The sequence below is a fragment of the Streptomyces sp. NPDC096132 genome (assembly GCF_044763345.1).
Taxonomy (GTDB): domain Bacteria; phylum Actinomycetota; class Actinomycetes; order Streptomycetales; family Streptomycetaceae; genus Streptomyces.
In genome coordinates this window covers 232234-254931 of the sequence record NZ_JBIWGA010000007.1, presented here as the reverse complement: position 1 = coordinate 254931, position 22698 = coordinate 232234, and the positions used below count along the sequence as shown (strand labels likewise).

Annotated in this window: 19 protein-coding genes; 5 read left to right on the top strand and 14 right to left on the bottom strand. The window is 68.9% G+C overall.

Going from position 1 to position 22698, the window contains the following annotated elements:
• Nucleotides 1-9 precede the first annotated feature (9 nt).
• From ACIRF9_RS19070 to ACIRF9_RS19030, 9 genes are all read right to left on the bottom strand, one after another.
• Nucleotides 10-1104, bottom strand: a complete 1095-nt coding sequence (locus tag ACIRF9_RS19070; RefSeq protein WP_403823086.1) for a maleylacetate reductase — start codon at nt 1102-1104, stop codon at nt 10-12.
• The gene (locus ACIRF9_RS19065; RefSeq protein ID WP_403823083.1) at nt 1101-2000 is read right to left on the bottom strand and encodes a dioxygenase; all 900 of its coding nucleotides are present in this window, start codon (nt 1998-2000) and stop codon (nt 1101-1103) included. Before ACIRF9_RS19065 ends, ACIRF9_RS19070 begins: the two co-directional genes overlap by 4 nt.
• A 104-nt stretch (nt 2001-2104) precedes the next feature.
• Nucleotides 2105-3046, bottom strand: coding sequence for a VOC family protein (locus ACIRF9_RS19060; RefSeq protein WP_403823080.1), 942 nt, complete (start codon nt 3044-3046; stop codon nt 2105-2107).
• Between the two features lies 1 nt (nt 3047).
• Nucleotides 3048-4172, bottom strand: a complete 1125-nt coding sequence (locus ACIRF9_RS19055) for a S9 family peptidase (protein WP_242762121.1) — start codon at nt 4170-4172, stop codon at nt 3048-3050.
• Nucleotides 4162-5973 (bottom strand): CocE/NonD family hydrolase, encoded by a 1812-nt coding sequence (locus ACIRF9_RS19050; protein ID WP_403823076.1) that lies wholly within the window; start codon nt 5971-5973, stop codon nt 4162-4164. The genes ACIRF9_RS19055 and ACIRF9_RS19050 overlap by 11 nt, the downstream gene beginning before the upstream one ends.
• The gene (locus ACIRF9_RS19045) at nt 5970-6788 is read right to left on the bottom strand and encodes a cyclase family protein (RefSeq protein WP_242762125.1); all 819 of its coding nucleotides are present in this window, start codon (nt 6786-6788) and stop codon (nt 5970-5972) included. Before ACIRF9_RS19045 ends, ACIRF9_RS19050 begins: the two co-directional genes overlap by 4 nt.
• A gap of 30 nt (nt 6789-6818) precedes the next feature.
• Nucleotides 6819-7949, bottom strand: coding sequence for an FAD-dependent oxidoreductase (locus ACIRF9_RS19040; RefSeq protein ID WP_403823073.1), 1131 nt, complete (start codon nt 7947-7949; stop codon nt 6819-6821).
• Nucleotides 7950-8189: 240 nt separating this feature from the next.
• On the bottom strand, nt 8190-9212 hold the full coding sequence (locus ACIRF9_RS19035) for a helix-turn-helix domain-containing protein (protein ID WP_403823070.1): 1023 nt from the start codon (nt 9210-9212) through the stop codon (nt 8190-8192).
• A 202-nt stretch (nt 9213-9414) separates the two neighbouring features.
• On the bottom strand, nt 9415-10686 hold the full coding sequence (locus ACIRF9_RS19030) for an MFS transporter (protein WP_403823067.1): 1272 nt from the start codon (nt 10684-10686) through the stop codon (nt 9415-9417).
• Nucleotides 10687-11064: 378 nt separating this feature from the next.
• On the opposite strand from ACIRF9_RS19030, the gene ACIRF9_RS19025 reads away from it, so the two are divergent.
• From ACIRF9_RS19025 to ACIRF9_RS19005, 5 genes are all read left to right on the top strand, one after another.
• On the top strand, nt 11065-12687 hold the full coding sequence (locus ACIRF9_RS19025) for a GMC oxidoreductase (protein WP_403823063.1): 1623 nt from the start codon (nt 11065-11067) through the stop codon (nt 12685-12687).
• Nucleotides 12677-13096, top strand: coding sequence for a DUF6379 domain-containing protein (locus ACIRF9_RS19020; RefSeq protein WP_403823060.1), 420 nt, complete (start codon nt 12677-12679; stop codon nt 13094-13096). Before ACIRF9_RS19025 ends, ACIRF9_RS19020 begins: the two co-directional genes overlap by 11 nt.
• Nucleotides 13093-14106, top strand: a complete 1014-nt coding sequence (locus tag ACIRF9_RS19015) for a sugar phosphate isomerase/epimerase family protein (protein ID WP_403823057.1) — start codon at nt 13093-13095, stop codon at nt 14104-14106. The genes ACIRF9_RS19020 and ACIRF9_RS19015 overlap by 4 nt, the downstream gene beginning before the upstream one ends.
• Before the next feature lie 51 nt (nt 14107-14157).
• Nucleotides 14158-15024, top strand: coding sequence for a siderophore-interacting protein (locus tag ACIRF9_RS19010; protein WP_403823054.1), 867 nt, complete (start codon nt 14158-14160; stop codon nt 15022-15024).
• A 210-nt stretch (nt 15025-15234) separates the two neighbouring features.
• Nucleotides 15235-16419 carry an ROK family protein gene (locus ACIRF9_RS19005; protein WP_242762135.1) on the top strand — a complete coding sequence of 395 codons (1185 nt, stop codon included), beginning with the start codon at nt 15235-15237 and terminating at the stop codon, nt 16417-16419.
• Between the two features lie 50 nt (nt 16420-16469).
• On the opposite strand, the gene ACIRF9_RS19000 is transcribed toward ACIRF9_RS19005, so the two are convergent.
• The 5 genes from ACIRF9_RS19000 to ACIRF9_RS18980 all read right to left on the bottom strand — a co-directional run bounded on the left by ACIRF9_RS19000 (nt 16470) and on the right by ACIRF9_RS18980 (nt 22393).
• Nucleotides 16470-17477, bottom strand: a complete 1008-nt coding sequence (locus tag ACIRF9_RS19000) for a sugar phosphate isomerase/epimerase family protein (protein ID WP_403823049.1) — start codon at nt 17475-17477, stop codon at nt 16470-16472.
• Nucleotides 17478-17554: 77 nt separating this feature from the next.
• Nucleotides 17555-18298 (bottom strand): ABC transporter ATP-binding protein, encoded by a 744-nt coding sequence (locus ACIRF9_RS18995; RefSeq protein WP_403823046.1) that lies wholly within the window; start codon nt 18296-18298, stop codon nt 17555-17557.
• Nucleotides 18295-19065: an ABC transporter ATP-binding protein gene (locus ACIRF9_RS18990; RefSeq protein ID WP_403823042.1), complete on the bottom strand. Its 771-nt coding sequence runs from the start codon at nt 19063-19065 to the stop codon at nt 18295-18297. Before ACIRF9_RS18990 ends, ACIRF9_RS18995 begins: the two co-directional genes overlap by 4 nt.
• Nucleotides 19065-21095 (bottom strand): ABC transporter permease, encoded by a 2031-nt coding sequence (locus tag ACIRF9_RS18985; RefSeq protein WP_403823039.1) that lies wholly within the window; start codon nt 21093-21095, stop codon nt 19065-19067. Before ACIRF9_RS18985 ends, ACIRF9_RS18990 begins: the two co-directional genes overlap by 1 nt.
• A gap of 29 nt (nt 21096-21124) precedes the next feature.
• On the bottom strand, nt 21125-22393 hold the full coding sequence (locus ACIRF9_RS18980) for an ABC transporter substrate-binding protein (protein WP_403823036.1): 1269 nt from the start codon (nt 22391-22393) through the stop codon (nt 21125-21127).
• Nucleotides 22394-22698 lie beyond the last annotated feature (305 nt).

The following is a 22698-nucleotide window of genomic DNA, read 5'->3' as shown; positions in this document are numbered from 1 at the left end:
GAGGTTCCTTCAAGCGGTGCGGGGCAGCCGGCACGGCGCGTCGCCGGTGAATGCTGCCGTCAGGATGGTGTCGAGGCTGTCCCGGTCCACTGGCCGGGGATTGGCGTAGGGCACGGAGAGGGCTTGCTCCACCACCGTCGCCAGATCGGCCCGGTCGGCGCCCAGGTCCCGCAGGGACGCCGGTACGCCCAGTTTCCGGTTGAGCCGCCACAGCCTGGCCGGCGGATCGTCGTGGCCCAGGGCTCGCGCCATGAGCGTGCGGGCCTCGGGTGCGCCCTCCAGGTTGAAGGCCAGGGTGTGGGGCAGCAGTACGGCGTGTGTCGCCGCGTGCGGCAGATCCAGGGTGCCGCCCAGGGCGTGGCAGAGCTTGTGGTGCAGGGACATGGTCGTCAGGCCCAGGCACATTCCGCACAGCCATGCGGCGTACAGGGCGGCTTCCCTGGGCCAGACAGCGGGCGGTCGAGCGGCAATGGCCGGCAGGGCGTCGGCCATGGCTCGTACCGCTTCCTGTGCCATCAGGTCGGTCAGGGGGGAGCGGTCGGGAGCATAGAGGGCCTCGGCGGCGTGGGCCACGGCGTTGAGACCGCTGGTGACGGAGACGCCGGGTGGCAGGGAGTATGTCAGGTCGGGGTCGTAGATCACGCTCACGGGACGCACCCTCTCAGCGCGGCCGGTGGTCTTGAGCCCTCCCTCGGTGATGCCCCACACGGGCGTCATCTCCGAGCCGGAGTAGGTCGTGGGTATCGCGAGATACGGCAGGCCGGCTTCCAGCGCCAGAGCCTTGGCCAGGCCAATGGCCGAGCCGCCCCCGACGGCGACGCACACTCGGGCTCCGACCGTGACCGCGGTTTTACGGGCGGCCTCCACGGTGTGCCGGGGTACGTGCATGCGTGCCTGGTCGAACACGCCCACGACGGTGTCGGGGAGCTCTGCGGTCAGCCGTCGGGCCAGTTCGCGTCCGCTGCCCGAGCAGAGCAGCAGTGCCGGGCCTGGTGCGGACGTCGCCAGTTCGTCGCCCAGGGCGGCGATACGGCCTGGGCCGAAGAGCACCCGTGTAGGCAGTGCGGGAACGGTGAAGCCGTGCCCGCCGGGGAACAAGTTCACGCGGATCCCTGTCCGCTCGCGGGTTCGAGGGCCAGTTCGATCTCCGCGCGCATGAAGGGGTTGGGCAGCCCGTACCGGGCGGCCGTGTCCGCGTCGTCGGTGTGGCAAAAGTCCCGGACCAGGCTGCTCTTCACGGCGAAGACCGCGTCCGAGTCGAGGTACGGGCTGTCGGCGACGAAGATGTGCGTGGTCACGGGGAGATGGCCGTCGGCGGTGGCGATGAAGTGGATGTGAGCCGGACGGTAGGGATGGCGGCTGGTGGCCAGCAGGAGCCGGCCCACGGGTCCGTCGGTGGGGATCGGATAGTGGGAGGGGACGACGGTGGTGAACCAGAAGCAGCCGTCGTCGTCCGTGGTGAACAGACCGCGCCCGTTGCCGGGCGGCAGGACGTCGGGACGCTGCACGTCGTAGTAGCCGTCCTCGTCCGCCTGCCAGACGTCGACGCCCGCGCCCGGCAGCGGAGTCCCGTCCACGGAGACGACGCGGCCGGTGACCAGACAGGGCTCGCTCTTGGCGACCTCGTCGATGCTCTCGCCCAGTTCCCGCTGGGGAGACTCGGTCATGTGGAAGGGGCCGAGTACGGTGGCCTCGGTGGCGCTGGGCGACTTGCGGTGGTTGATGTTCTCCACCAGGGAGGAGATGCCCAGGACGTCGGAGAGCAGCACGAACTCCTGGCGGGTGTCGTCGCACTTCTGCCCGGTGGCCGTGAGGAAGTCCACGGCCTGCTCCCATTCCTCGATGGTGGGTTCCATCTCGCGGACGGCAGCGTGCAGATGTTTGACGAGGATGGACAGGCAGGCGCGGAGCCTGGGGTCAGGTGTGTTGTCGAAGCTGGCGACGGCCGCCGCGGTGACGGTGGTCTCGTCGAGGTCGGCGGGCAGTGCGAGCCCGGTCATGGTGTTTCTCCCGTCGGTGGGGCTGGGCAAAGGCCCGCCCGCGCCGTCCCGAAGGGGACGGCCGGGGCCGGGCCCGCTGTGTCGGCGCTGCGGGACCGGTGGTCCTACAGAGGCGGCGCGATGAACAGCCCGGGGTCGACGTCGTTGAAGGAGCGGCCGGCGACGAACTCGTTCATCTGATTGGCCGTGCCCCACTGGTCGATGATCTCGGGGTTGGTGAGGTCGTGGACGGAAGGGTGCCAGGTGTCCTCGTCGACGAGTTCCAACTCCGTGGTGTACTCGACGGTGTTGCCCGCCGGGTCGAGGAAGTAGCTGAAGGTGTTGTCGCCGGCGTGGTGACGGCCGGGCCCCCAGACCTTCTCGACCTCGCCGCGCAGCATGCGACCCGTGCCTCGCATGAACTCGTCCACGCCGCGCATCTCGAAGGAGGCGTGGTGCAGGGCGACATGGGGCCCGCGGGCGATGGCGAAGCTGTGGTGGAGCGGGTTGCAGCGCAGGAACCACATGAACTCGCCCTTGGAGCCGATCCGCAGGGTGTCGGACAGGCGGAAGTCCAGGTGTTTGACGTACCAGGCGACGGTCTGCTCGGGGTTAGGCGAGTTCATGACCACGTGGGACAGGCGGACGGGGATCGACTCGCGCTCTTCGATCTTGCGGTGCGTGCGGGTCGCGACGTCGGCGGAGACCTCGACGACGCGGCCGTCGCCGTCGAAGAAGCGCACGCCGTAGCCTCCGCCCGGCGTGGTGAGGGGCCTCGGTTCGTGCACCAGCTTCACGCCCTGCCCGGTCAGACGCTCGGTCAGGGTGTCCACGTCGGCGGGTGTGGCGGCACCGAACGAGACGAGGTCCATGCGCTTTTGAGCGTCACGTCGCAGCCGCACCACGTACTGCTCGGGCGAGCCCTCGGCCGCCAGGAAGGACACCCCGCTGTCGGAGTGGGTCTCGGTCAGCCCCCACATGTCGGTGTAGAAGGCGTGCTGGGCCTCGAAGTCCGGCATCGCTATGTCGATGTGCCGCAGGTGGGTGATCAGGTGCTTGGTGCTCATCTCAGGAGCCTTCCTTGGTCAGACGGTCGGTGAGCCAGTCGGCGATGGTCGGCATGACCGGTCCGGTGCCCATGTGGCCGCCGGGGAAGAGCCGCGCGGTCTTCGGGTCTCCGTGGCGCAGGCTGAGGTGGATGTCCTCGGAGCTGTTCTGCCGGTCGTCCATGCCGTTGACCAGCAGCAGAGGCGCGGACGGCCGGTCGAGGATTCCCTGGTCGAGCAGGGACAGCCGCGGGCAGGCGGCGACGTAGTCCTCGAAGGTGTGCCCGCCGAAGATCCGGGAGCGGGCGCCCATCAGATCCATGAGGTACGAGGAGGCGTTGCGGGACTTCTCCTGCCACTCGGGCTGGAAGGTGAGGTGTACGCCGCCGCCCCAGTTCACGGCCGCGGTCAGCCGATCACGGTGGGTGTGGGCGAGCTTCATCGCCCAGTAGCCGCCGAACGACAAGCCCAGTGCGGCGCAGCGCGAGGCGTCCAGGTCGCTCTCGTCGAGCCAGGCGAAGACCGGGTCCCACTGGCGTTCGGCGTCGACACCGGCGAGGACCGGCGACTGGCCGACGCCGGGCTTGTCGATGTGGAGGGTCGCGAAGCCACGCTCGCGCAGCAACCGGCCGCGGGCGTACGTCTCTTCCTTCCAGACGTCGATGCCGCCCCACATCATCACCACCGGAGGCCGCTCTACGCCGCGGGGCCTGGCCACGAAGAAGGAGACACTGTCCCCTTCGCCGTCGCGGCCCTCGAAGGGGACGGTGACGTGCTCAACGGCCGGATTGTCCAGAGCGGTTGCCCGGTCGAAGTAGACACGGGCCTGGACGTACGCATCCAGCTTCGCCGGGTGGACGGGTGACGGATAGCGTCCCAGGAAGGCGAACTGGTAGGCCTGCCACCATGCTTCGCGGGCCGCTTCCAGCTCGCCGCTCTTCTCGCAGGCCTGCGCACGGTCCGCGAAGTCGGCGGCGAACCGGGTCCAGTGTCCGGCCCAGGCCACCGGGTCCGTCCCCGGCAGGGTGTCGATGGCCTGGCGGGCCGCGGCATCGTCGATGGCGTTGAACGGGTTGCGTCGCTCCGTCAGATGGGTACGCAGCCACTCCTGCGCGTCGGGCAGGGTGCGGATCAGGTCAGCGCTCACGGGGAACCACCGGCAGCAGCAGTCGGGACGGGTAAGCCGTGTTGTGGTGGACGTGGTGCAGCGTCGTCCTGGAGCTGCCGACGTGGTAAGGCACGTACTCGGCGTTGGTCGCGCCGGCCACACCGGTCGGGGTGTCCAGGCTGGAGATCTCCAGGCAGATGCGGTGGCCGCGGCGGAACTCGTTGGCGGTGGCGAGGATTTCGATGTCGTACTCCACGACTTCGCCAGGCACCACCGGCTGCCGCGCGTCTCGGGTCAGCTTGTGGAACGGCTTCCACTCGGTGGACCGCTTCTCGTCCAGCGCCCGGTTGGACGCCTTGAGCCAGCCGCGCGTCAACTCCCGCTTGGGCAGGGTCTCGTCGATGTCACGCTCACCCTCGCGGACGGTGCGCACCGACGGGTCGGGGCCGACGTCGGAGAGGGTGACGATCCAGTTGGTGTCGTCCTGGTCGATGGCGGCGAACAGTTTGAGGACCGCGGGCCCGGCGATGGTCAGGTCCTCGGGCAGCGGCTCCGACAGATAGCGCAGAGAGGCCACCTGCCGGGTGTGCGTGAGCGGCATCTGCACGAACGAGTCGGGCGGGATGGTGTCGTCGGCCGAGGCGGGCACGAACGGTGTGGGCCGCAACCGCTCCCAGCTGTTCAGGTAGAAAGGGGTCCACTGCGTCTCGGGCAGCGGCCAGTCCTGACCGGTGCGCCACTCGTTGGCGCCGGTCACCCAGTAGCGGACCGGCGGCTCGTCGAGGATGCCGGTGTCGAGGCCCTTCAGCCAGTGGTCGTACCAGCGCAGGATCTCGCTGTGCAGGCCGTGGAAGGGCCGCTCCAGGTGGGCCGGTCCCGCGAACAGCATCTTCTTGGGTGCCTTGTCGAGGTGACGCCAGTAGGTCTGGGCGCCCTGCAGGTGCGTCTTGTACGTGTACGCGTACCAGCCGGATCCCGTGTAGACGGGGATGTCGATCTGCGCGAACTCGTGTTCGCTGCGCTCGACGGTGCCTTCGGGTTCGTACGGGTCGATCAGGACGTCGAAGTAGGCCGGCAGGTGCTGGCCCTTCATCGTCAGCACGTTGTACAGGTGCGGGTGGAGCTTGTAGTCGTCGTTGTTCATCGCCTCCTTCCACAAGGTCTCCTTCTCGGCGCTCAGTTCGCCGGGCGCGCCCTTGTCCTGGTGGAAGACCCCGAAGTGGGAGACGAGGTAGCGGAAGAGATGGACGACGCCGCCGGGGTACTCCTCGCGGAAGCCGCCGAGGGTGCCGTAGGCGCCGCGCGGGTCGAAGGGGAAAATCGCCTTCAGGTGCGGGGGCTGCTGCCGGGCCACATACATCTGCTCGGCGCCGAAGCCGGAGATGCCGACCATGCCGACCTGGCCGTCGCACCACGGCTGTTCGGCGATCCACTCGATCAAGTCATAGGAGTCCCACGTGCGTTCACCGCCGCCTTGTGACTTGCCGATGGCGCGCGGGGAACCGATCACATGGATGTAGCCGCGGGAGGTGAGGAAGCGGGTGTCGCCGGCCTCCTGCGGACCGCACCACAGCGGCGACCAGGAGGGCTGCGGCGGGATCGTGGTGGCGATGTCCGGGCCCTGCAGGTCCTTGTTGTAGATCGCGAAGGCGAGCAGGGCGGGCAACGGTTCCTCGGTGCGCGGGCGGTAGATGTCCACGCACAGCTCGACCCCGTCGCGCATCGGGACGCGTACATCCCGTTCGGCGATGAAGTCGTCGTACTCGGCCGGGCGGTCGTACAGCGTGGGCGGCGTCTCGGACGTCACGGGCAGGGCCACGCGGGAAAGCTGGTCGGTCACTTGTCGCCCTCCTCGGGGATCCAGGCGACGACGCGGGTCCAGGCACCACTGGCCCGGTCGACCTTGACGGGGAACGCGGTCACGTGGAAGCCGTGGCTCACGGGCAGGGCCGCCAGGTTGTCCAGCTTCTCGATGTGGCAGTAGGGCTTCTCCCTGCCGAGCAGGTGCGACTCCCAGAGCTGGTCCACGTCCCCGGCCTGGTACTCACGGGACATCACGTCGAAGGGCCGGTCGAAGCCCCAGGCGTCGATGCCCATGAGGCGGACCCCGTGGTCGATCAGCCACTCGGTGGCGCTGCGCCGCATCCCGGGATGGGCGTTGTGATACCCGGGTTCGCTGAAGCGCAGCGATGTGTCCGTCCGTATGAGGGCGACGTCCCCGGCCTTGACCTCGTAGTCGATCTGCTCAAGGGCGGCGATGACGTCGGTGTCCGTGATGCCCTCACCGGTCTTCTTGTGCGTCATGTCGAGCACGAAGCCGTCACCGGCGAACCAGCCGAGGTCCACGTTGTCGATGGTCGTCGCCTCACTGCCGTCCGCGCTCTGCGGCCAGTAGTGGTACGGGGCGTCGACGTGGGTGCCGCAGTGGGTGCCCAGCTTGACGACCTCGGTCGCGGCGGCGCACTCGTGCGGCCAGTGCACCCCCTCGCCCAGCATGTAGCTCATGTTCTTGGCTTTGGTGCGGTGATCGGTGTACTCGATGTGATGCGGCATCGGCTCGATGGCCGAGGTGCTGTTGGAGATGCGCTGGCTGAGATCGACCAGGCGGTAACTGCGTCCCGCGAAGGTGACACGCTGGGCGTCGGTGTGTGACATGACGGCTCCTGAATATGTGGGGGTTGGGGATCAGATGGGCTGAGCCATCACCTGGTGGCAGCGGTCCTGCAGTTTGTGGGCTTCGGCGTGGCGGCCTTCACGCTCCAGTTCGCCCACCTTCACCGAGGTCTCCACCACCAGTCGGCAGCGCTCCAGACGACGCCGCCCGAAGGCCTCCAGGGCGGTCTCGACGTCGTCGTGCAGTCCGAGTTCCTCGGCGAGCACCAAGCTGTCCTCGATCGCCAGCGCCGCTCCGCTGACCATCTGCGGAGAGGGCGCGTGCGCCGCGTCGCCGATCAGTACGGTGCGGCCTCGGTGCCACGGTCCGTCCACGACCCCTGCGTGCACCGGCCTGCGCACGACGAGTTCGGGGTCCTTGATCGTCGCGGCGACCTCGGCGACCCGACCGGAGAACACGTTCAGCAAGTCCCGCATACGTTCCGCCAGTTCCTCCTGTGGCAGGACACCTGAATCGGCGTGGTTCTCGGTGACGAACGCGTAGGCCTGGTCCTGGGAGATCGGGATGAGACCGGCGTTGTGCACCGGCCCGGCGAAGGTGTGCAGCGTGGTGGCCCATCCCGGCCGGGGAACGATCGCGCGCCACACCATTTGGCCGGTGTATGCGGGTTCGGCGGGCATGCCGAGCATGTCGCGCACCGTCGAACGGATGCCGTCCGCCCCGACGACCAGGTCGACGTGGCGTGCGGAGCCGTCCGTGAGCCGCGCGGTGACACCGTCCGCGGTCTGCTCCAGCGCCGCGACGCTCATACCCGTGCGCAGTACCGCCCCTCGGGCGAGTGCGGCGTCACGCAGAACCTCGTGCAGCACGCCCCGGCTGAGGCCGGCAAGTGCGGGCATGTCCGGACCCAGCAGCAACGGCAGGTCGATGACGTTCCGCGTCCGGCCCGCGGAGTCGCAGTTCGAGATCTGGGTGAGTCCGAAACCGCCGTCGATGCAGGCATCGGCGAGTCCCAGCCGCTGCAGAGCCCGCAGTGACGGCCCGGTCAGACTCAGCCCCCAGCCCGTGACGGACCAGTCGGGGTTTCGCTCGACCACGTCGACGGTATGTCCGCGGCCGGCCAAGGCGATGGCCGCGGTCATACCCGCGATTCCTCCTCCCACGATGAGGACTTGACGGCGTGCGTCGTCGCGCGCGTTCATTCGGCCTCCAGAAACAGACAACGTGACGGAGGTGACCGTAGGACCATGGGAGCGCCGCAACTATCCGGATCGTGAGGGGGCTGTCCGCTTCCTGCATCGAAGTTGCGGGGTCTCTTCGTGCAGGTCAGAGGAGGTGCGCGGCAGGCGGGCGACACTACGGGTCCTTCATCGCCTGGAGTCGTCGTGATCCCAGCGCACTCTGCGACGGCCTCAGGGCGCACGCTGCAACCCCTGACGGCGTCATGCGTTGCGGACGGTCTCCGAGGGCAGAACGCCGAAACGGCTGCGGTAACTCGCGGAGAAACGGCTGAGATGAGTGAAGCCCCAGGCGGACGCGACATCGGTCACCGAACGGCCACTGATGCGCAGTTCGTCGTGCACATGCTGCAGACGCTGTTCACGGACCCAGCCCATAGGAGTGTCACCCACGCCTGCCTGGAAGTGTTCGTGGAGTGTACGGACGCTGCACCCCACTGCTTCCGCGATGTCGCTGACGGTGATCGGCTCGGTCAGGTGCCTCTCCACGTATTCGAGCGCCAGGCGCAGGGTGCGGGAGCGGCGGGGCGTGGAATCAGGCAGGGCCAGCGCGTCGGAGTAGTTGTGCTGATGCGTGGTCAGCAGTGCGACCACCAAGGTGCGGATGTGGTGCAGTTGCACGGCCGGCTGGTCGAAGAGCCCTCCCGGCATTCGGCTCGCTTCGACGAGCATGAACCGTATGAGGGCCACTATGCCGCTGCCCGCGGCGCCTGTCAGATCCAGCATCGGAGTGAACTGGACGGGGCGTCGCGGCTCCCTGCCGAGCAAGGCGGTGAGTTCGGCGTCGACCAGGGCTCGATCGATCTTGATGCCGATGGATTCGGTCGCATCGGCACTGGGGGTCAGCCGTTGCCGGGCACCGGCCGGCATGATCACTGCGGTGGTCGGATCGTTGAGGATCCGCACATCTCCGACTTCCGACAGTACGGCGCCGCTGGGCGCGAGGTTGAGGTAGTAGGGGCCGGTATCGGGTGGTGGAGTGATGGTCACCGCCAGGCCTGATCGCACGTAGCCGACGGTGAAGCCGTGGCCGATCAACGCCCGCAACTCGTAGTGCTGCTTCCCACGGGCCGGCTCGGCCAGCGCGACGGTCGGTGTCCCATAGGCCCGGTTGACGGCGGCGACGAACTGCTCGGGATCATCTGAGCGCACCAGGGGAAATCGACCGAGGATCTCGGTGTTCGCATCGGGATGCCCCGTCGGCGGGTACGCCAAGGCGTTCGTCATCGAGAACTCCCGTGGTGCTTCGGGCCGCCCAGGGTGTGCCTGGGGGCTCGGCTGGGTTCCGCGACCTACATAGATCGCGTTACACGCAAGTTATGCCGCAATCAAGCGTAAGTCAACGAATAGCGGTCGGAAGTTCCATGAGTGGGTCCGCCCGGTCCACCGCGCCCCCGACAGGGCATCGGACGCCGCTGCGCCGCCTCGATCAGCCCCGCCCGGCGGGTGCCGCGCGAGTGGCGTCACCGGAGCACCCCACGTCATCCTGCCCGCTGACAGCCAGCGGACGGCGACGCAGGACAAGAATCGCCGCCAGGCCGGCAAGCAGGCCGCCCACGGCACAGAACCTGATGGCGTGAGCCAGACCCCCTACGGCGGCACCCAGCGCTCCGATCGCGACCGGCGAGAGGAACTGCCCCAGATAGAAGGCCGACGTCCAGGCAGCAGTGCCTCTTCCTCGTTGATCAAAGGCGAGCCGCGAAGTGGTGCCGATCAGCAGGGACGGAAGCATCAGCCCACAGCCGACGCCCGACACGAAGCCGCCGCCCGTCACGGCCACCCAGCCGTGGCCCGCGGTGACGAGCATCAGCCCAAGACCACCGACGACGAAGGCCGCGACCAGAAGACGGCCCGCACCATCACGCACCCACCGCACGAAGCACAACGACCCGGCCACCACTCCGGCATTGGCGATCGCCGCCGATGCACCGATCCCGGCGCTCGCCACGCCGAGGTCGTCGAGCACGAAACCGAGCTGCACCTGCAGCACGAAGAAGATGCAGGCCGCGCCTACCACGGTGAGCACCAGCAGGGGGGCGAGAGCCCGCCAGGGCAAGGAGGTCACCTGTCGGTCGGCCAGCCCTGCCGCCGCCCGGTCGAAGGACGGCTCGCGCAGCAGCACGACCATGGCCCCCAGCAGCGGAAGCGCTGCGGCATAGAGCCAGAAGGGCGTACGCCAGCCCGCTGCACCGAGGCCGCCCCCGACCGCCAGGATGCCGACTGCAGCGACGGACGTGATCACCGAGTGCCAGGTCATGTACCGGTCTCGCCGCGCACCGGTGAAGTAGTCACCGAGCAATGTCAAAGCGACGGTCATCACCGCCGCCTCGACGACTCCCAGCAGTGCACGGCTGAGCAGGATGAGCGGGAGGGAGTCGAGCCACAGGGGCGCCGTGCCGAGTACCGCATAGGCCGGCATCGCACCGAACAGCAGCCGTGTCCTGCCGAAGCGGTCCGTGACCGACCCTGCGAGCGGACCGAGCACGGCGATACCCAAGGCGGGCAGGGTCATCGCCATGGGGGCGAGCGTGTCGACGCCTGGGGTGCCCGCGAAGGCACGCTCGAGTTCGGGCAGCACGGGGGCTATCAGCAGCGACCCGAGGACGGACGCGCAGGCGGCCGTCAGCAGTATGGCGGCCTGCCGCCTTCCTGGCTGCCAGTGCGGCGCCGGAGAGGCGGAGGGGCTTCGGGATGCGTCCATGAAATGCGGCTCCTCGACGAATGGTCTGTTCGAGCGAGGGGCGACAGTAGGCAGGCGGCCACGCGACCACTATCCGGAGCGCGCGCCCACCAGCCGATTCCTGCGACCGTCGACCGCGGCAAGCAGACCTTGATGAACGTCGGCCGCAGTTCGGTGCGACTCAGGCCGATGTACCACCCAGCGGAACCGAATCCTCATTGACTAATGCCGCAGCGCGACATTAGTCTCCCGTTAGGCAACGTAAGATGCTGAGGGGCGACTGTGGCCCCGCACCACCGCGTTGACGGCCGATCGACGCCGCCGCAGACAGCCACCGCGCCCGCGCCGACCCCGTCTTGGACCGCATGCGCCACGAGAGCCGCTAGGGAGCAACCTGCTATGACATCACCGCACTCCGCACCGCGCGGAGTGAGCAGCGACGGCCCGGTCGGGCCCGTCGAGCACGTCGACGTACTGATCATCGGGAGTGGACCGACCGGGTCCGCGTACGCCCGCGTTCTCGCTGACGAGGCACCCGGCGCCCGCGTGCTGATGGTCGAGGCCGGCCCTCAGGTCAGCACCCCCAGGGGCCGCCACGTCAAGAACATCACGGATCCCGCGCTGCGCGTCGCGGCCCAGACCGCTTCCCAGGGACCCGACCGGGACATCCGCCCCGGAGATCCGGTCCACTCGCGCCCGCCGGGAGTGATGGTGCGCCCCGGCACCTACCTGCTGGGCGAGAAGGCGTCGGGCGTGCCGGACGAAGGGGACTCCGCCGACGGCTCGGTGGGCATGCCCGGGGCATCGCTGTCGACCAACGTCGGTGGCATGGGCGCTCACTGGACGTGCGCCTGCCCAAGGCCGGGCGAGGGCGAGCGGATCACCGACATCCCGGACGCCGAACTGGACGCGGCGCTGGATCGGGCCGAGGAGCTGCTGAACGTCACCACGACCGCCTTCACCGACGCTCCTTTCGCCGACGAGGTGCGCAAGCGCCTGTCGGCCGAACTGGACGCGGGGCGCTCGCCCGAGCGGCGCGTGCAGACCATGCCACTGGCCGTGGAGACCTGGCCCGACGGCAGCCGGCACTGGTCGGGAACCGACGTCATCCTCGGCGATCTCGCCGACAAGGACACCGATACCTTCGAGCTGCGCCCCGACACGCTGTGCCGACGGCTGCTGCTGGAGGGGGCCACCGTCAACGGCGCCGAGCTGGAACACCTCCCCACCGGCCGGCGCACCACGGTGAACGCCCGCTGGGTGGTCGTCGCCGGCGATGCGCTGCGCACGCCCCAGCTGCTGTTCGCGTCCGGTATCCGGCCGGCCGCACTGGGCCGCTACCTCAACGACCAGCCGCAGATCGTCGTCGCCGTCCGGCTGGACCCCGCGGTCCTGGCGGCGGCCCGTGACGCGGCCGCCGTGGAACGCCCGGACGCCTCGTTCAACCCGGTCAGTGGCGTCAGTTGGGTCCCTTACGACCACGAGACGCACCCGTTCCACGGACAGGTCATGCAACTCGACGCCTCCCCCGTCCCGTTGGAGGAAGAGGTCGAACCCGGCTCCATCGTCGGCCTGGGCTGGTTCTGCGCCAAGGACGTGCGCGCCCAGGACCGTGTGGAGTTCAGCGAGACCGAGACCGATCCCTACGGCATGCCGGCGATGACCCTCCACTACCGGTTGACCGAGGTGGACGAGGACCGCATCGAGGCCGCCAAGCGTGCGGCCGCCCGGGCGGCTCGGCTGCTGGGCGCCTTCCTCGACCCGCGCGGACCGCGTCGGCTGCCCAGCGGATCCTCGCTGCACTACCAGGGGACCGTGCGGATGGGTGCCGTCGACGACGGCACGTCCGTGTGCGACACGCACTGCCGAGTCTGGGGAACCGAGAACGTCTACGTCGCGGGCAACGGCGTGATCCCCACCGAGACCGCCTGCAATCCCACCCTGACCTCGGTCGCACTGGCCGCCCGGGGAGCCCAGGACATCGCCCGCCGGTACCACGAGGAGAACGCCCGTGTTTCCTGATCGCCTCATCGTCCCGGAGGAGCTGGGAGTCGAGGAAGACGCCGGTGGAGCGACCGCGGTGACCTTCCGGGTACGGCTTCCGTGGTACCGGGCGCTGCCCATGGACGGGCTCCACCTGTCCGACGTCGCGTTCGACGGCCGGCCGGTCGCGTCCGACCGACTGGACGTGGAGATCGACGGCACCTGGCGGCCCTACGAAGACGTGGCGGGGCTCCGCGACGCGTGGTGGTTCGTGCTGGATCCGCTGCGGGTGCGCGTTCGCGGCCTGGAGCCGGTCGCGGACGGCGAGTACAAGGTGACGGCGACCGTCGGGGCGCGCGTGCCCTACATCGTCCTGGGCACCGAGGCCCTCGTCATCAAGGAGACCCTCACCAGGGCCCTCCCCCTGAACGCAAGGAGCGCCGCATGAGCCGCCCGCTGCCGAAGCTCGGCGTCACGACCTACAGCTTCACCCCTCAGTACCATGGTCTGGAGCTGTCCTTCGAGGACATCGTCCGCCGTATCGGGTCCCTCGGCATCGGGCCCGGGCTGGAGATCGTCGGCTTCCAGAGCATCAAGGGCTTCCCCGAGATCCCGGACGATTTCGTACGCCTCTTCCGCGGCCTGGTCGACGAGTACGGGCTGGAGCCGTCCTGCCTGGCGGTCAACGCCGACCTCGGCCTGCTGCCCGACCGGCTGCTGTCGCCGCAGGAGATGGCCGACTATCTCGCCCCCCAGGTGCGGGCCGCGGCCGAGCTGGGCTTCCCCGCGGTGCGGCTGCAGAAGCCCGCCGCACCCGAGGCCGTGGAGCTGCTGCTGCCTGTCGCCGAGAAGGAACAGGTCAAGATGGGCTTCGAGATCCACGCTCCGGACAGCGTCCACAGCGACTGGGTCATGGCGCTGCGTGAGCTGTACGCCCGGCTGGACTCGCCGTACCTGGGGTTCATCCCCGACTTCGGCTCCAGCACCCGGCGGGTCTCCCCCAGTGTGTGGGAGGAGTACCGTCGGCGCGGGGTCTCCCAGGAGGCCCTGGACACGCTCGACGCACGTTGGAACGAGATTCACGCTTCCGACCAGCGGCCCTCGGAGAGCGAGCTGATGGGCGAGTTCTCGGAGCTCACCCACTCCCTCGGGCTGGGCGCCTTCGCCCACCCCTTGGCGATGTTCTGCGCGGGCATCCACGGGCACCAGGATCCGCAGGACTGGGCTGAGATCGGCTCCCAGATCATTCACGTACACAGCAAGTTCTTCGGGTTCGACGAGGACGGCGACGAACCCGCGATCCCGCTGGCCGACCTGCTCAAGGTGCTTGTCGACGCCGGTTACACCGGATACCTCAGCAGCGAGTGGGAGGGCTGGCACTGGGACCCGACGCCGGACGCCGCAGCCACGGTGCAGCGTCACCACCGGCTCAGCCGAGACATCCTGGAATCGCTGTAGCCGGTGATCGAGACGAACCCGCCGGCGGTCGAGCCGGAGCAAGGAGCACCCGTGACACCACCGGTTCCCGCTCGTCGTGGACGCGCCACTCCGACCGCGCTGCGCGCGCGAGTGCGATACGTCGAGCGCCTCACACCACACATGATCCGCGTCGTCTTCGACGGCGAGGGCCTGTCGGGGTTCGACGCCGGCGAGTACAGCGACCACTACGTGAAGCTGCTGTTCCCCGCGCCCGGCGCCGTCTATCCCGAGCCCTTCGACCTGCGCCGTGTACGGGAGGAGCTGCCGCGGGAACAGTGGCCACGCATGCGCACCTACACCGTCCGCCGCTGGGACGCCGAGGCGCGGGAGCTGACCGTCGACTTCGTCGTCCACGGCGACGACGGCCTGGCGGGACCGTGGGCGGCCCGGGCGCAGCCGGGCGACGAGCTCTACTTCGTAGGACCGGGAGGCGGATACGTCCCCGACCCCGCCGCCGACTGGCATCTGCTGGCCGGTGACGAGAGCGCGCTGCCCGCGATCGCGGCGGCCCTGGAGCGGCTGCCCGCACATGCCGAGGCGTACGTGTTCGTGGAAGTCGCCGGGCCTGACGAGGAGTTGAAGCTGGCCTGCCCCGAGAAGGCGGTGATCCGCTGGCTCCATCGCGGTGACGGGCAGGTGGGCGAGGAACTGGTGGCCGCGGTCCGGGCCCTCGAATTTCCCTCAGGTCGACCACAGGTCTTCGCGCACGGTGAGGCCGTATTCGTCAAGCAGCTGCGCGGGCTGCTGAGGAACGAGCGGAACGTGCCGCGGGAGGATCTGTCCATCTCCGGTTACTGGCGTGCGGGCCAGGACGAGGACGGATGGCAGGAGTCCAAGCGGCAGTGGAACCGTCAGGTGGAGACCGAACAGGAGGGGCCCGTCACGGAGTCTCCGTGACACTCCGATGCCCCTGGGGGCCGCAGCCGAGCGACGGCTGCGGCCCCCCTTCCCGTGTCGATCATGAACCCCGACCCCTTCCGTCCGGCTTGTCGATGCTAATGTCGCATGGCGACAGAAGCAGGCGTCGACGCATAGGGGAGATTGGTGAACACGGTCAGGAGCGGGACGGACAGCGGTCCTGAGGATCTCTCACAGACCCTGCTGAACATGCTGCGGTTCACCGGGCCCGCCACCAAGCCGGCACTGACCGAGCGAGTCGGCGCGGGCCGCACCCTCGTCACGCAGAAGATCAACGAAATGATCGACGTCGGCCTGCTGGTCGAGGACCGCATCGGAAAGTCCACCGGAGGACGCATCCCGCGCGAGGTTCGTTTCCGCAGTGAGGCGGCAGCGGTCGTGGGCATCGAAGTGGGCAGCTCCGGAATCGACGTCGGCATCACCGACCTTGCCGGTCACCCGGCTGTCACCCATCACGAAGCGTGGGACGTCGCGCAGGGCCCGGAGGCCACCCTCGACAAGCTCCAGCAGATCGTGAACGTACTTCGCACCGATCCGCGAGCGCCTGACGCACCGCTGGTCGCCGTCGGAGCCGGCCTGGCCTCACCGGTCGAGTTCTCCAGCGGCAGGCCCGTCTCTCCGCCCTACATGCCGGGCTGGGACGACTACCCGGTCCGTGACCAACTCGCCGACCGTTTCGGCGTAGAGGCCTGGGTGGACAACGACGTCAGCGCCATGGCCCTCGGGGAACTGCGCGCCGGACTCGCCCGCGACGCGTCGGATTTCATGTTCGTCAAGCTCGGTTGGGGCGTCGGGGCGGGCCTGGTCTCGCGCGGTGGGCTGCATCGCGGCGCCGACGGCTGTGCCGGCGACATCGCCCACATCGTCGTGCCCGCGAAGTCGCCGGCACTGTGCCGGTGCGGACGCCGGGGTTGTCTGGCCGCGCACGCCAGCGGTGCGGCGCTGGCACGCGAGGCACAGCGCCTGGCGGACACCGGGGAGAGCCCCTATCTGGCGTCGCTGGCAGCCGAGGGGACGGTATTGGAAGCCGCCCATGTCACGGCGGCCGCCCGCGCCGGCGATCCCGCCGCGACCGAGTTGCTGGTGCAGACGGGCAGGTTCATCGGAACCGCCCTCGGCACGTACGTGAGCTTCTTCAACCCCTCGCTCGTCGCGATCGGGGGAGGCGTGTCGAAAGCGGGCGACGTTCTGTTGGCGGCCATTCGTCAAGCGGTCTACGAGTTCTCACTACCGCTCGCCACACGCCACCTCCAGATCGTGCCCGCGGGCCTGGGCGAAACCGCGGGCATCGTCGGAGCCGCCTTCACCGCGCTGGACGCGGTGCTGCGTGCGGACCGTCTCGCGTGGTGGGCCGAGCAGCCGCTCAAGGACTGACAACGAGCCCGGCCACCTCACGATGTCCGGGCTCGCTGCACTACGTGGCGTCAGACCTCGGGTTGGGCGAACACGGCGTCGAAGCGCGTGGTCGCCGGTGCGAAGTCCAGGCCGCGCAGGAAGGCCAGGCTGGCCGGCGCGCCCTCGTCCCGTGACATACCGGCGTCCTCCCATTCCACCGACATCGGCCCGTCGTAGCCGATCGCGTTGAGCATGCGTACACACGCCTCCCAGGGCACGTCCCCGCGGCCGACCGAGACGAAGTCGAAGCCGCGCCGGGGGTCGCCCCAGCCCAGATGCGAGCCCAGGACCCCCGCCCGCCCGTCGAGCTGGATCTTGGTGTCCTTGCAGTCGACGTGGAAGATGCGGTCGCGGAAGTCGTGGATGAAGGCCCGGACATCGACCCGCTGCCACATCAGGTGCGAGGGATCCCAGTTGAACCCGAAGGCCGGATGATGGTCCACCGCCGCCAGCGCACGCTGTGCCGTCCAGTAGTCGTAGGCGATCTCGGACGGGTGCACTTCCAGGGCGAACCTCACTCCCTGCTCGGCGAAGACGTCCAGGATCGGCCGCCAACGGTCGGCGAAGTCCCGGTATCCCCGGTCGATGACGTCCTCCCCCACCGGCGGGAACATCGCCACGTAAGGCCAGATGGCGGAGCCGGTGAAGCCCACCACGACATCCACCCCGAAGCTGCGGGCCGCCTGCGCGGTGACCTTCATGGTGTCGGCCGCCCGGCGCCGGACCCCCTCGGGATCGCCGTCGCCCCACACGGACGCCGGCACGATGGCCTGGTGACGGAAGTCGATGGGGTCGTCGCAGACGGCCTGGCCGACCAGGTGGGCGGAGATCGCCCAGCAGCCGAGCCCGTAGCGGTCGAGGATCTCCCGCCGCTCGGTCCGGTAGGCCGCGTCGTTCACCACCCGGTGCACGTCGAAATGGCGGGGATCGCAAGCGATCTCCAAACCGTCGAATCCCCAGTCCGCGGCCTTCTTGGCGACCTGTTCGAACGTGAGGTCCACCCATTGGCCGGTGAACAGAGTATGGGGACGGGACACGCTGACTCCTTTGCTCGCACCATGATGCGGTGGACGACGAGGCACACGGCGGGCCCGTGCGCCGGTCGGTCGCCGGTCTATCCGGCAGCCGCCGGCCGCTTTCCGCTCTGCGGCCCCTCGCCGAGGTAACTGGACATGATCAGTTGGCGGTCCGCCCTCATGGCCTCCGCGGACTCCTCCAGCACGAGGTCGCCGTGCGACAGCACCAGCCCGCGGTCGGCGATTTCCAGGGCGAGGTGGATGTGCTGTTCGACCAGCAGGACGCCGGCCTGGGAGTCGGTCGCGTAGCGGCGGACCACCGGCAGCAACTGCTCGACGATGACCGGTGCCAACCCCAGGCTGAGCTCGTCCACGATGAGCACCGAGGGCCGGCGCGCCAGCGCCCGGGCCAGGCCGAGCATCTGCTGCTCACCGCCTGACAACAGCCCTGCACGGCGGTGGCGCAGCGGTTCGAGCGCGGGGAAGTACGCGAAGGCCGTGCCCAGGTCCAGTGACTTCCCCCCGTCGCCGAGCCGGAAGTGCTCCTCGACACTGAGGCCATGGAAGATGCCCCGCCGGTCGGACATGTGGACGAGCCCTTTGCGGGCGACAGCCTGCGGTTTCAGGGACGTGATGTCCTCGTCGCGGAACCGGATGGTGCCGGCCATGGCGGGCTGCAGGCGGGAGATCGCCCGAAGCGTCGTCGACTTGCCGGCCCCGTTGGGGCCCAGCAGGGCCACCACCTCTCCGGCGCCGACCTTCAGGGAGAGGCCACGGACGACCGGCATACCGAAGTAGCCGGCGGCGAGTGCATCGACCTGGAGCAGGGGCTGCGCTGTCATGTCATGACTCCGGTGTCCTGGGAGGTGCCGCTCTGGCCGAGGTAGGCGTCGACGACGCGCGGATTGTTGCGGATCTCGTCGGGGGTGCCGACGGCGAGGACCTTGCCGAACTCCAGGACGACGATGCGGTCGCACACCCCCATGACCAGCCCCATGTCGTGGTCCACGAGGAGCATGCCGATGCCCTGGGTGACCATGGTGCGCAGGTGCTCGCCGAGGGTCCGGCTCTCGTCGGTGTCCAGGCCGGCGGCCGGCTCGTCCAGCAGCACCACGTCGGGCGAGCAGGCGAGGGCCCGGCCCACGTCGACGAGCTTGCGCTGGCCCTGGGTCAACTCGTCGGTGGCGCAGTCGGCGAGGGCCTCCAGGTCGAGGAGTTCGAGTGCCATCGAGACGGCGGGGGGCTCGCTCGTCCCGACGCCGACCACATCCCGCAGGGCGTGCAGAAGGCCTGGCGGCGAAGCCGCGACGGCCAGGTTCTCGCGCACGGTCAGGTCGTCGTACAGTTCGGCCTGCTGCCATGTGCGAGCCAGGCCCAGTCGGGAGCGTTTGGCGGCGCCGAGCCGGCTCAGCTCCGTGTCGCCGAGTCGCACGGTGCCCGACGCGGGGGTGAAGCCGGTGGCCGCGTCGATGAAGGTGGTCTTGCCGGCGCCGTTGGGACCTATGAGTCCGACCAGTTCTCCGGGAGCGATGCACACAGACGCGTCGGTGAGGGCGGCCACGCCCCCGTATCGGACGCTGAGTGAATCGATGGTCAGGGTCTCGGCCATCACTTTCCTCCGACCTTGGCCATGGACATGGCGGCAGCCGTAGTCGCAGTCGCGGGTGCGTCGTCGTCAGATCGGCGCAGGAGGCGTCGGACGAAGGTGAACTTCGGCGGTGGCTGCAAGGCGATGCCACTTCCGTTCATGATCAGCGTGACGACGAGGAGGACGCCCGCGATGAGCAGTTGGTAGTTCGTGGGCAGTCCCAGGTAGCTGTCGAGGATGTGGCTGGCGACGCCCTCGGTGACCATGAACCCGGCGATCAGCGCGCCCTTGACGGTGGTGATGCCGCCGATGTACGCGAAGGCGATCAGGGCGAAGGTGTTGACGATGTCGAACCGCGAAGGGTCGACCGAGCCGAAGTTGTACGCGTACAGCACACCCGCGATCCCGACGATGAAGGCGGAGAGAGCGAACGCGGTGAGCTTGACGGTCCGGGTCGAGATGCCGACCGCCGCTGCCGCCCGTTCGTTGGAGCGCACCGCCAGCATGCGCTTGCCCAGGCTGCTGCGGCGGACGCCCACGACCAGGCTCACGACCGCGAGCAGAAGGATCAGGCAGACGAACCCGAACAAGGGGCTGGGCTGGTCGGCGTCGTTGATGGGGAACGAGCCCGTCGGGCCGAGATTGACGCCGAACAGGGTCGGGGCGGCGACCGGAGAGCCGTTGCCTCCCGCGCCCCAGGAGGGGTTGTTGAAGCCGAAGGCCTGGACGGCCACCGCGGCGGCCATCGTGAGGACAGCCAACTGGACTCCGCGCACTCGCAGGGCCGGGATGCCGATGAGGACACCGAGAGCCGTTGCGGCCAGCACGCCCAGCACAGGGCCGAAGGGGAAACCGATGCCGGCGTTGATGGCCAGCTTGGAGACGGTCAGGCCTGCCACGCCCGCGAACGCGTACTGCGCCAGGGACATCTGGCCCACGAATCCGGTGAGCACCACCAGGGAGAGGCAGGCGATGGCACCGATCATGGTGTTGGTCAGGGCCTGGCGCATGTCGTAGGGGAAGGTGAGCAGCGCGAGCACGCACAGCCCGGTGAGGACGACGGCGGGCCGGACGACCCGCTTCGGCGCGGGGGCGGGTGGCAGTCGCGGCTCGACATAGGCGCCGCGCACCGGGAGCGACTTCCCGCGCCAGATCAGCGCGGCAACGATGACCAGGAAGTAGACGACGTCGGTGAGGCCGACGACGGCGGTTCCGTCGGCGGTGGGGAACCACGGCTGGGTCTGGCAGTAGGTCGTCACGGCGCGCAGTACGCCCATGCCGATTCCGGCCAGGGCGGCGATCGGGAACGACGTGAAGCGGGCGATCAGGGCGGCGCCGAGCGCGGGGACCACGGCGATGGTCAGGGTGTTCGGATCGAGCTGGGTCATCGGCGCGACGAGGATGCCCAGGGCTCCGCAGACGGTCGCGGCCAGGAAGCTGTTGGCCATCGAGAGCTTCTGCGGCGACAGGCCGGTCAGCAGGGCCTCCGCCTCGTTCTCCTGGGCGGCGCGGGTGGCGAGCCCGAAGCGGGAGCGACGGTTGACGGCGGCGAGGAGTACGGCGGCGAGCAGCACGATGCCGACGAGTTCGAGCCGGTTGACGGGCACGGTTCCGCCCAGGACGTGCAGGGCTGTGGTGTCCAGGACGTCGCTCGCGCTCTGGCCTTGGCCGCCGAAGCGCAGCACGATGACCGCCTGAATGGTCATCAGGACGCCGACTCCGGCCACGAGTTTGGCCAGTGGTGACTGCCGGCGCAGGGGGCGGAAGACGGCGAAGTCGATGAGCAGCCCGAGCGCGCCGGTGGCCGCGACCGCGACGACAAAGGCCACGGGCAGCGGAAGCGGTCCGCCGATGTCCGGGTAGAGCAGGGGCAGCAGTAGGTGTCCCTCGCGCAGCCCGTAGTAGAAGTAGGCGCCGAACATGGCCATGGCTCCGGCGGAGACGTTGATGGCACCGGAGCCCCGGTAGGTGAGGACCAGGCCCAGGGCGATGCCCGCGATCAGGGCGCCCGGTCCCAGTCCGAGCAGGACGAAAAGGAGCAGCTGTTCCACGGTGGGATTCCTTACGCGTCGTCGCGGTGTTACTTGGGCGCGTTGATCCAGGACCCGGAGGCCTTCCAGGTACCGCTGCCCTCGTACTGGTAGAAGCGCACGGCCAGGGATCCGATGGTGGGGTTGTCGGGCACGGAGCCGAAGTCGAGAGTCGGTGAGCCGAGCAGCACCGGTCCGGTGTAGTCGCGGGCCGCCGCCTTAACGGACTTGGCGTTGATCTCGCCGTAGCCCACCTTGTTGAGGATCGTGGCGGCGGAGAAGACCGAGGAGAACCCGTAGGGGGCGTTGATGCCCAGCTCGGCGTTCTTCGGCGCGTAGGCAGCCATGACAGCGCGGTAGAGGTTGGTCTGCTTCGTCGGATCGTCGACCAGCAGGCTGAGTGTGGAGCTGCTGTAGATCCACTTCGGGTAGTCGCCGAGGGCATTCTTGATCTGGTCGGTGGCGCAGAGGTTGGAGACGACGGCGGGCGTCGTCAGGCTCATCTGCTGGTACGCCTTGGCCAGGGCCGTGCATCCGGTGGTGGTGACGACGATGGGGACGACGGCGTCGGCGCTCTGCGCGCCCGCGGCGGTGAGCGGAGAGATCAGGTCGGTGCTGGTGGCCGGAAACGTTGCATAGGTGACCTTGATGCCCCGCGACTCGAGGTCGGTCTTGAAGATCTTCGCGATGGCCAGGTCTCCGGCGTTGTCATTGGAGACGATCGCGACCTTCTTGGCCTTGAGAGTGTTCTTCAGGTACGGGCCGACGCCGTTGAGCGACGCCAGTGCGCTGGCGTTGGTGGCATAGCTGTTGGCGGCGACGGTGTCCGGTCCCGGGTTCGCCTGCCCGATCAGGACGGGCTTCTCGCCGGCGATGGTGCGGTGCAGGGACTGAGTGCCGACGTTGAGCCCGCCCTGCAGAATCAGGCTGATCGAACGGTCGGCGAGCAGGCGCTGGGCGCACACCTGCCCCTGCTCCTCCGAACTGACGATGTAACAGGTCTTCAGCTTGATCGGGTGTCCGTCGATGCCCCCGAGTTTGGCGTTGATGTACTCCGCGGCGGCCTGAGCCGCGACGGTGAACTCGGGATTGGACACGGCGCCACCCTGCTGGTTGACCAGCCCGATCGTCACCGGCGTGCCCTTGGCCTTGGTGCCGCTCTTCCCGCCGCTGAACGTCGCGCCGAGAGCGGAGTCGATCTTCTTCGGTGCGCCCGTCGTCGACGCACCAGAGGAGTCCGCCGCGCTGTTCGCGCATGCGCCCAGAGTGATGGCGCAGGTCAGGCCTATAGCGGCGGAGCTGAGGCGTCGAGTCGTCATTGATCTCACAGGTACTCCTCTGGGACGGGCGGCGTTCGCTCCGCCTGAGCGATGGAGCGAGGCGTTTTCGGGCGGGGGTTGGCCGGCGGAATGGACCGGCGGCGTCGGCGCTTTCCCGCCGGGCTACCGCCTGCTGCCGAACGGCGGGGCAATGGATGCCGTCGGCGACCTACTTCAGTTTTGGGACTGTCCGAAGAGTCGGTTACTGAGTTAACCTCTCGCCAGATTGCGGCAAAGTTAAGTCTGACTGCGACGTAAGTCAACAGTCTGAACCGCATCAACCAGCCACAGGAGAAGAAGGGGGA

What these genes read in the sequence shown, in the direction of transcription:
- ACIRF9_RS19035 (WP_403823070.1), bottom strand. Translation starts at nt 9,212, where the DNA reads ATGACGAACGCCTTGGCGTACCCGCCGACGGGGCATCCCGATGCGAAC.
- ACIRF9_RS19025 (WP_403823063.1), top strand. Translation starts at nt 11,065, where the DNA reads ATGACATCACCGCACTCCGCACCGCGCGGAGTGAGCAGCGACGGCCCG.
- ACIRF9_RS19045 (WP_242762125.1), bottom strand. Translation starts at nt 6,788, where the DNA reads ATGTCACACACCGACGCCCAGCGTGTCACCTTCGCGGGACGCAGTTAC.
- ACIRF9_RS19005 (WP_242762135.1), top strand. Translation starts at nt 15,235, where the DNA reads ATGCTGCGGTTCACCGGGCCCGCCACCAAGCCGGCACTGACCGAGCGA.
- ACIRF9_RS18990 (WP_403823042.1), bottom strand. Translation starts at nt 19,065, where the DNA reads ATGGCCGAGACCCTGACCATCGATTCACTCAGCGTCCGATACGGGGGC.
- ACIRF9_RS19040 (WP_403823073.1), bottom strand. Translation starts at nt 7,949, where the DNA reads ATGAACGCGCGCGACGACGCACGCCGTCAAGTCCTCATCGTGGGAGGA.
- ACIRF9_RS19065 (WP_403823083.1), bottom strand. Translation starts at nt 2,000, where the DNA reads ATGACCGGGCTCGCACTGCCCGCCGACCTCGACGAGACCACCGTCACC.
- ACIRF9_RS19060 (WP_403823080.1), bottom strand. Translation starts at nt 3,046, where the DNA reads ATGAGCACCAAGCACCTGATCACCCACCTGCGGCACATCGACATAGCG.
- ACIRF9_RS19015 (WP_403823057.1), top strand. Translation starts at nt 13,093, where the DNA reads ATGAGCCGCCCGCTGCCGAAGCTCGGCGTCACGACCTACAGCTTCACC.
- ACIRF9_RS18980 (WP_403823036.1), bottom strand. Translation starts at nt 22,393, where the DNA reads ATGACGACTCGACGCCTCAGCTCCGCCGCTATAGGCCTGACCTGCGCC.
- ACIRF9_RS19030 (WP_403823067.1), bottom strand. Translation starts at nt 10,686, where the DNA reads ATGGACGCATCCCGAAGCCCCTCCGCCTCTCCGGCGCCGCACTGGCAG.
- ACIRF9_RS18995 (WP_403823046.1), bottom strand. Translation starts at nt 18,298, where the DNA reads ATGACAGCGCAGCCCCTGCTCCAGGTCGATGCACTCGCCGCCGGCTAC.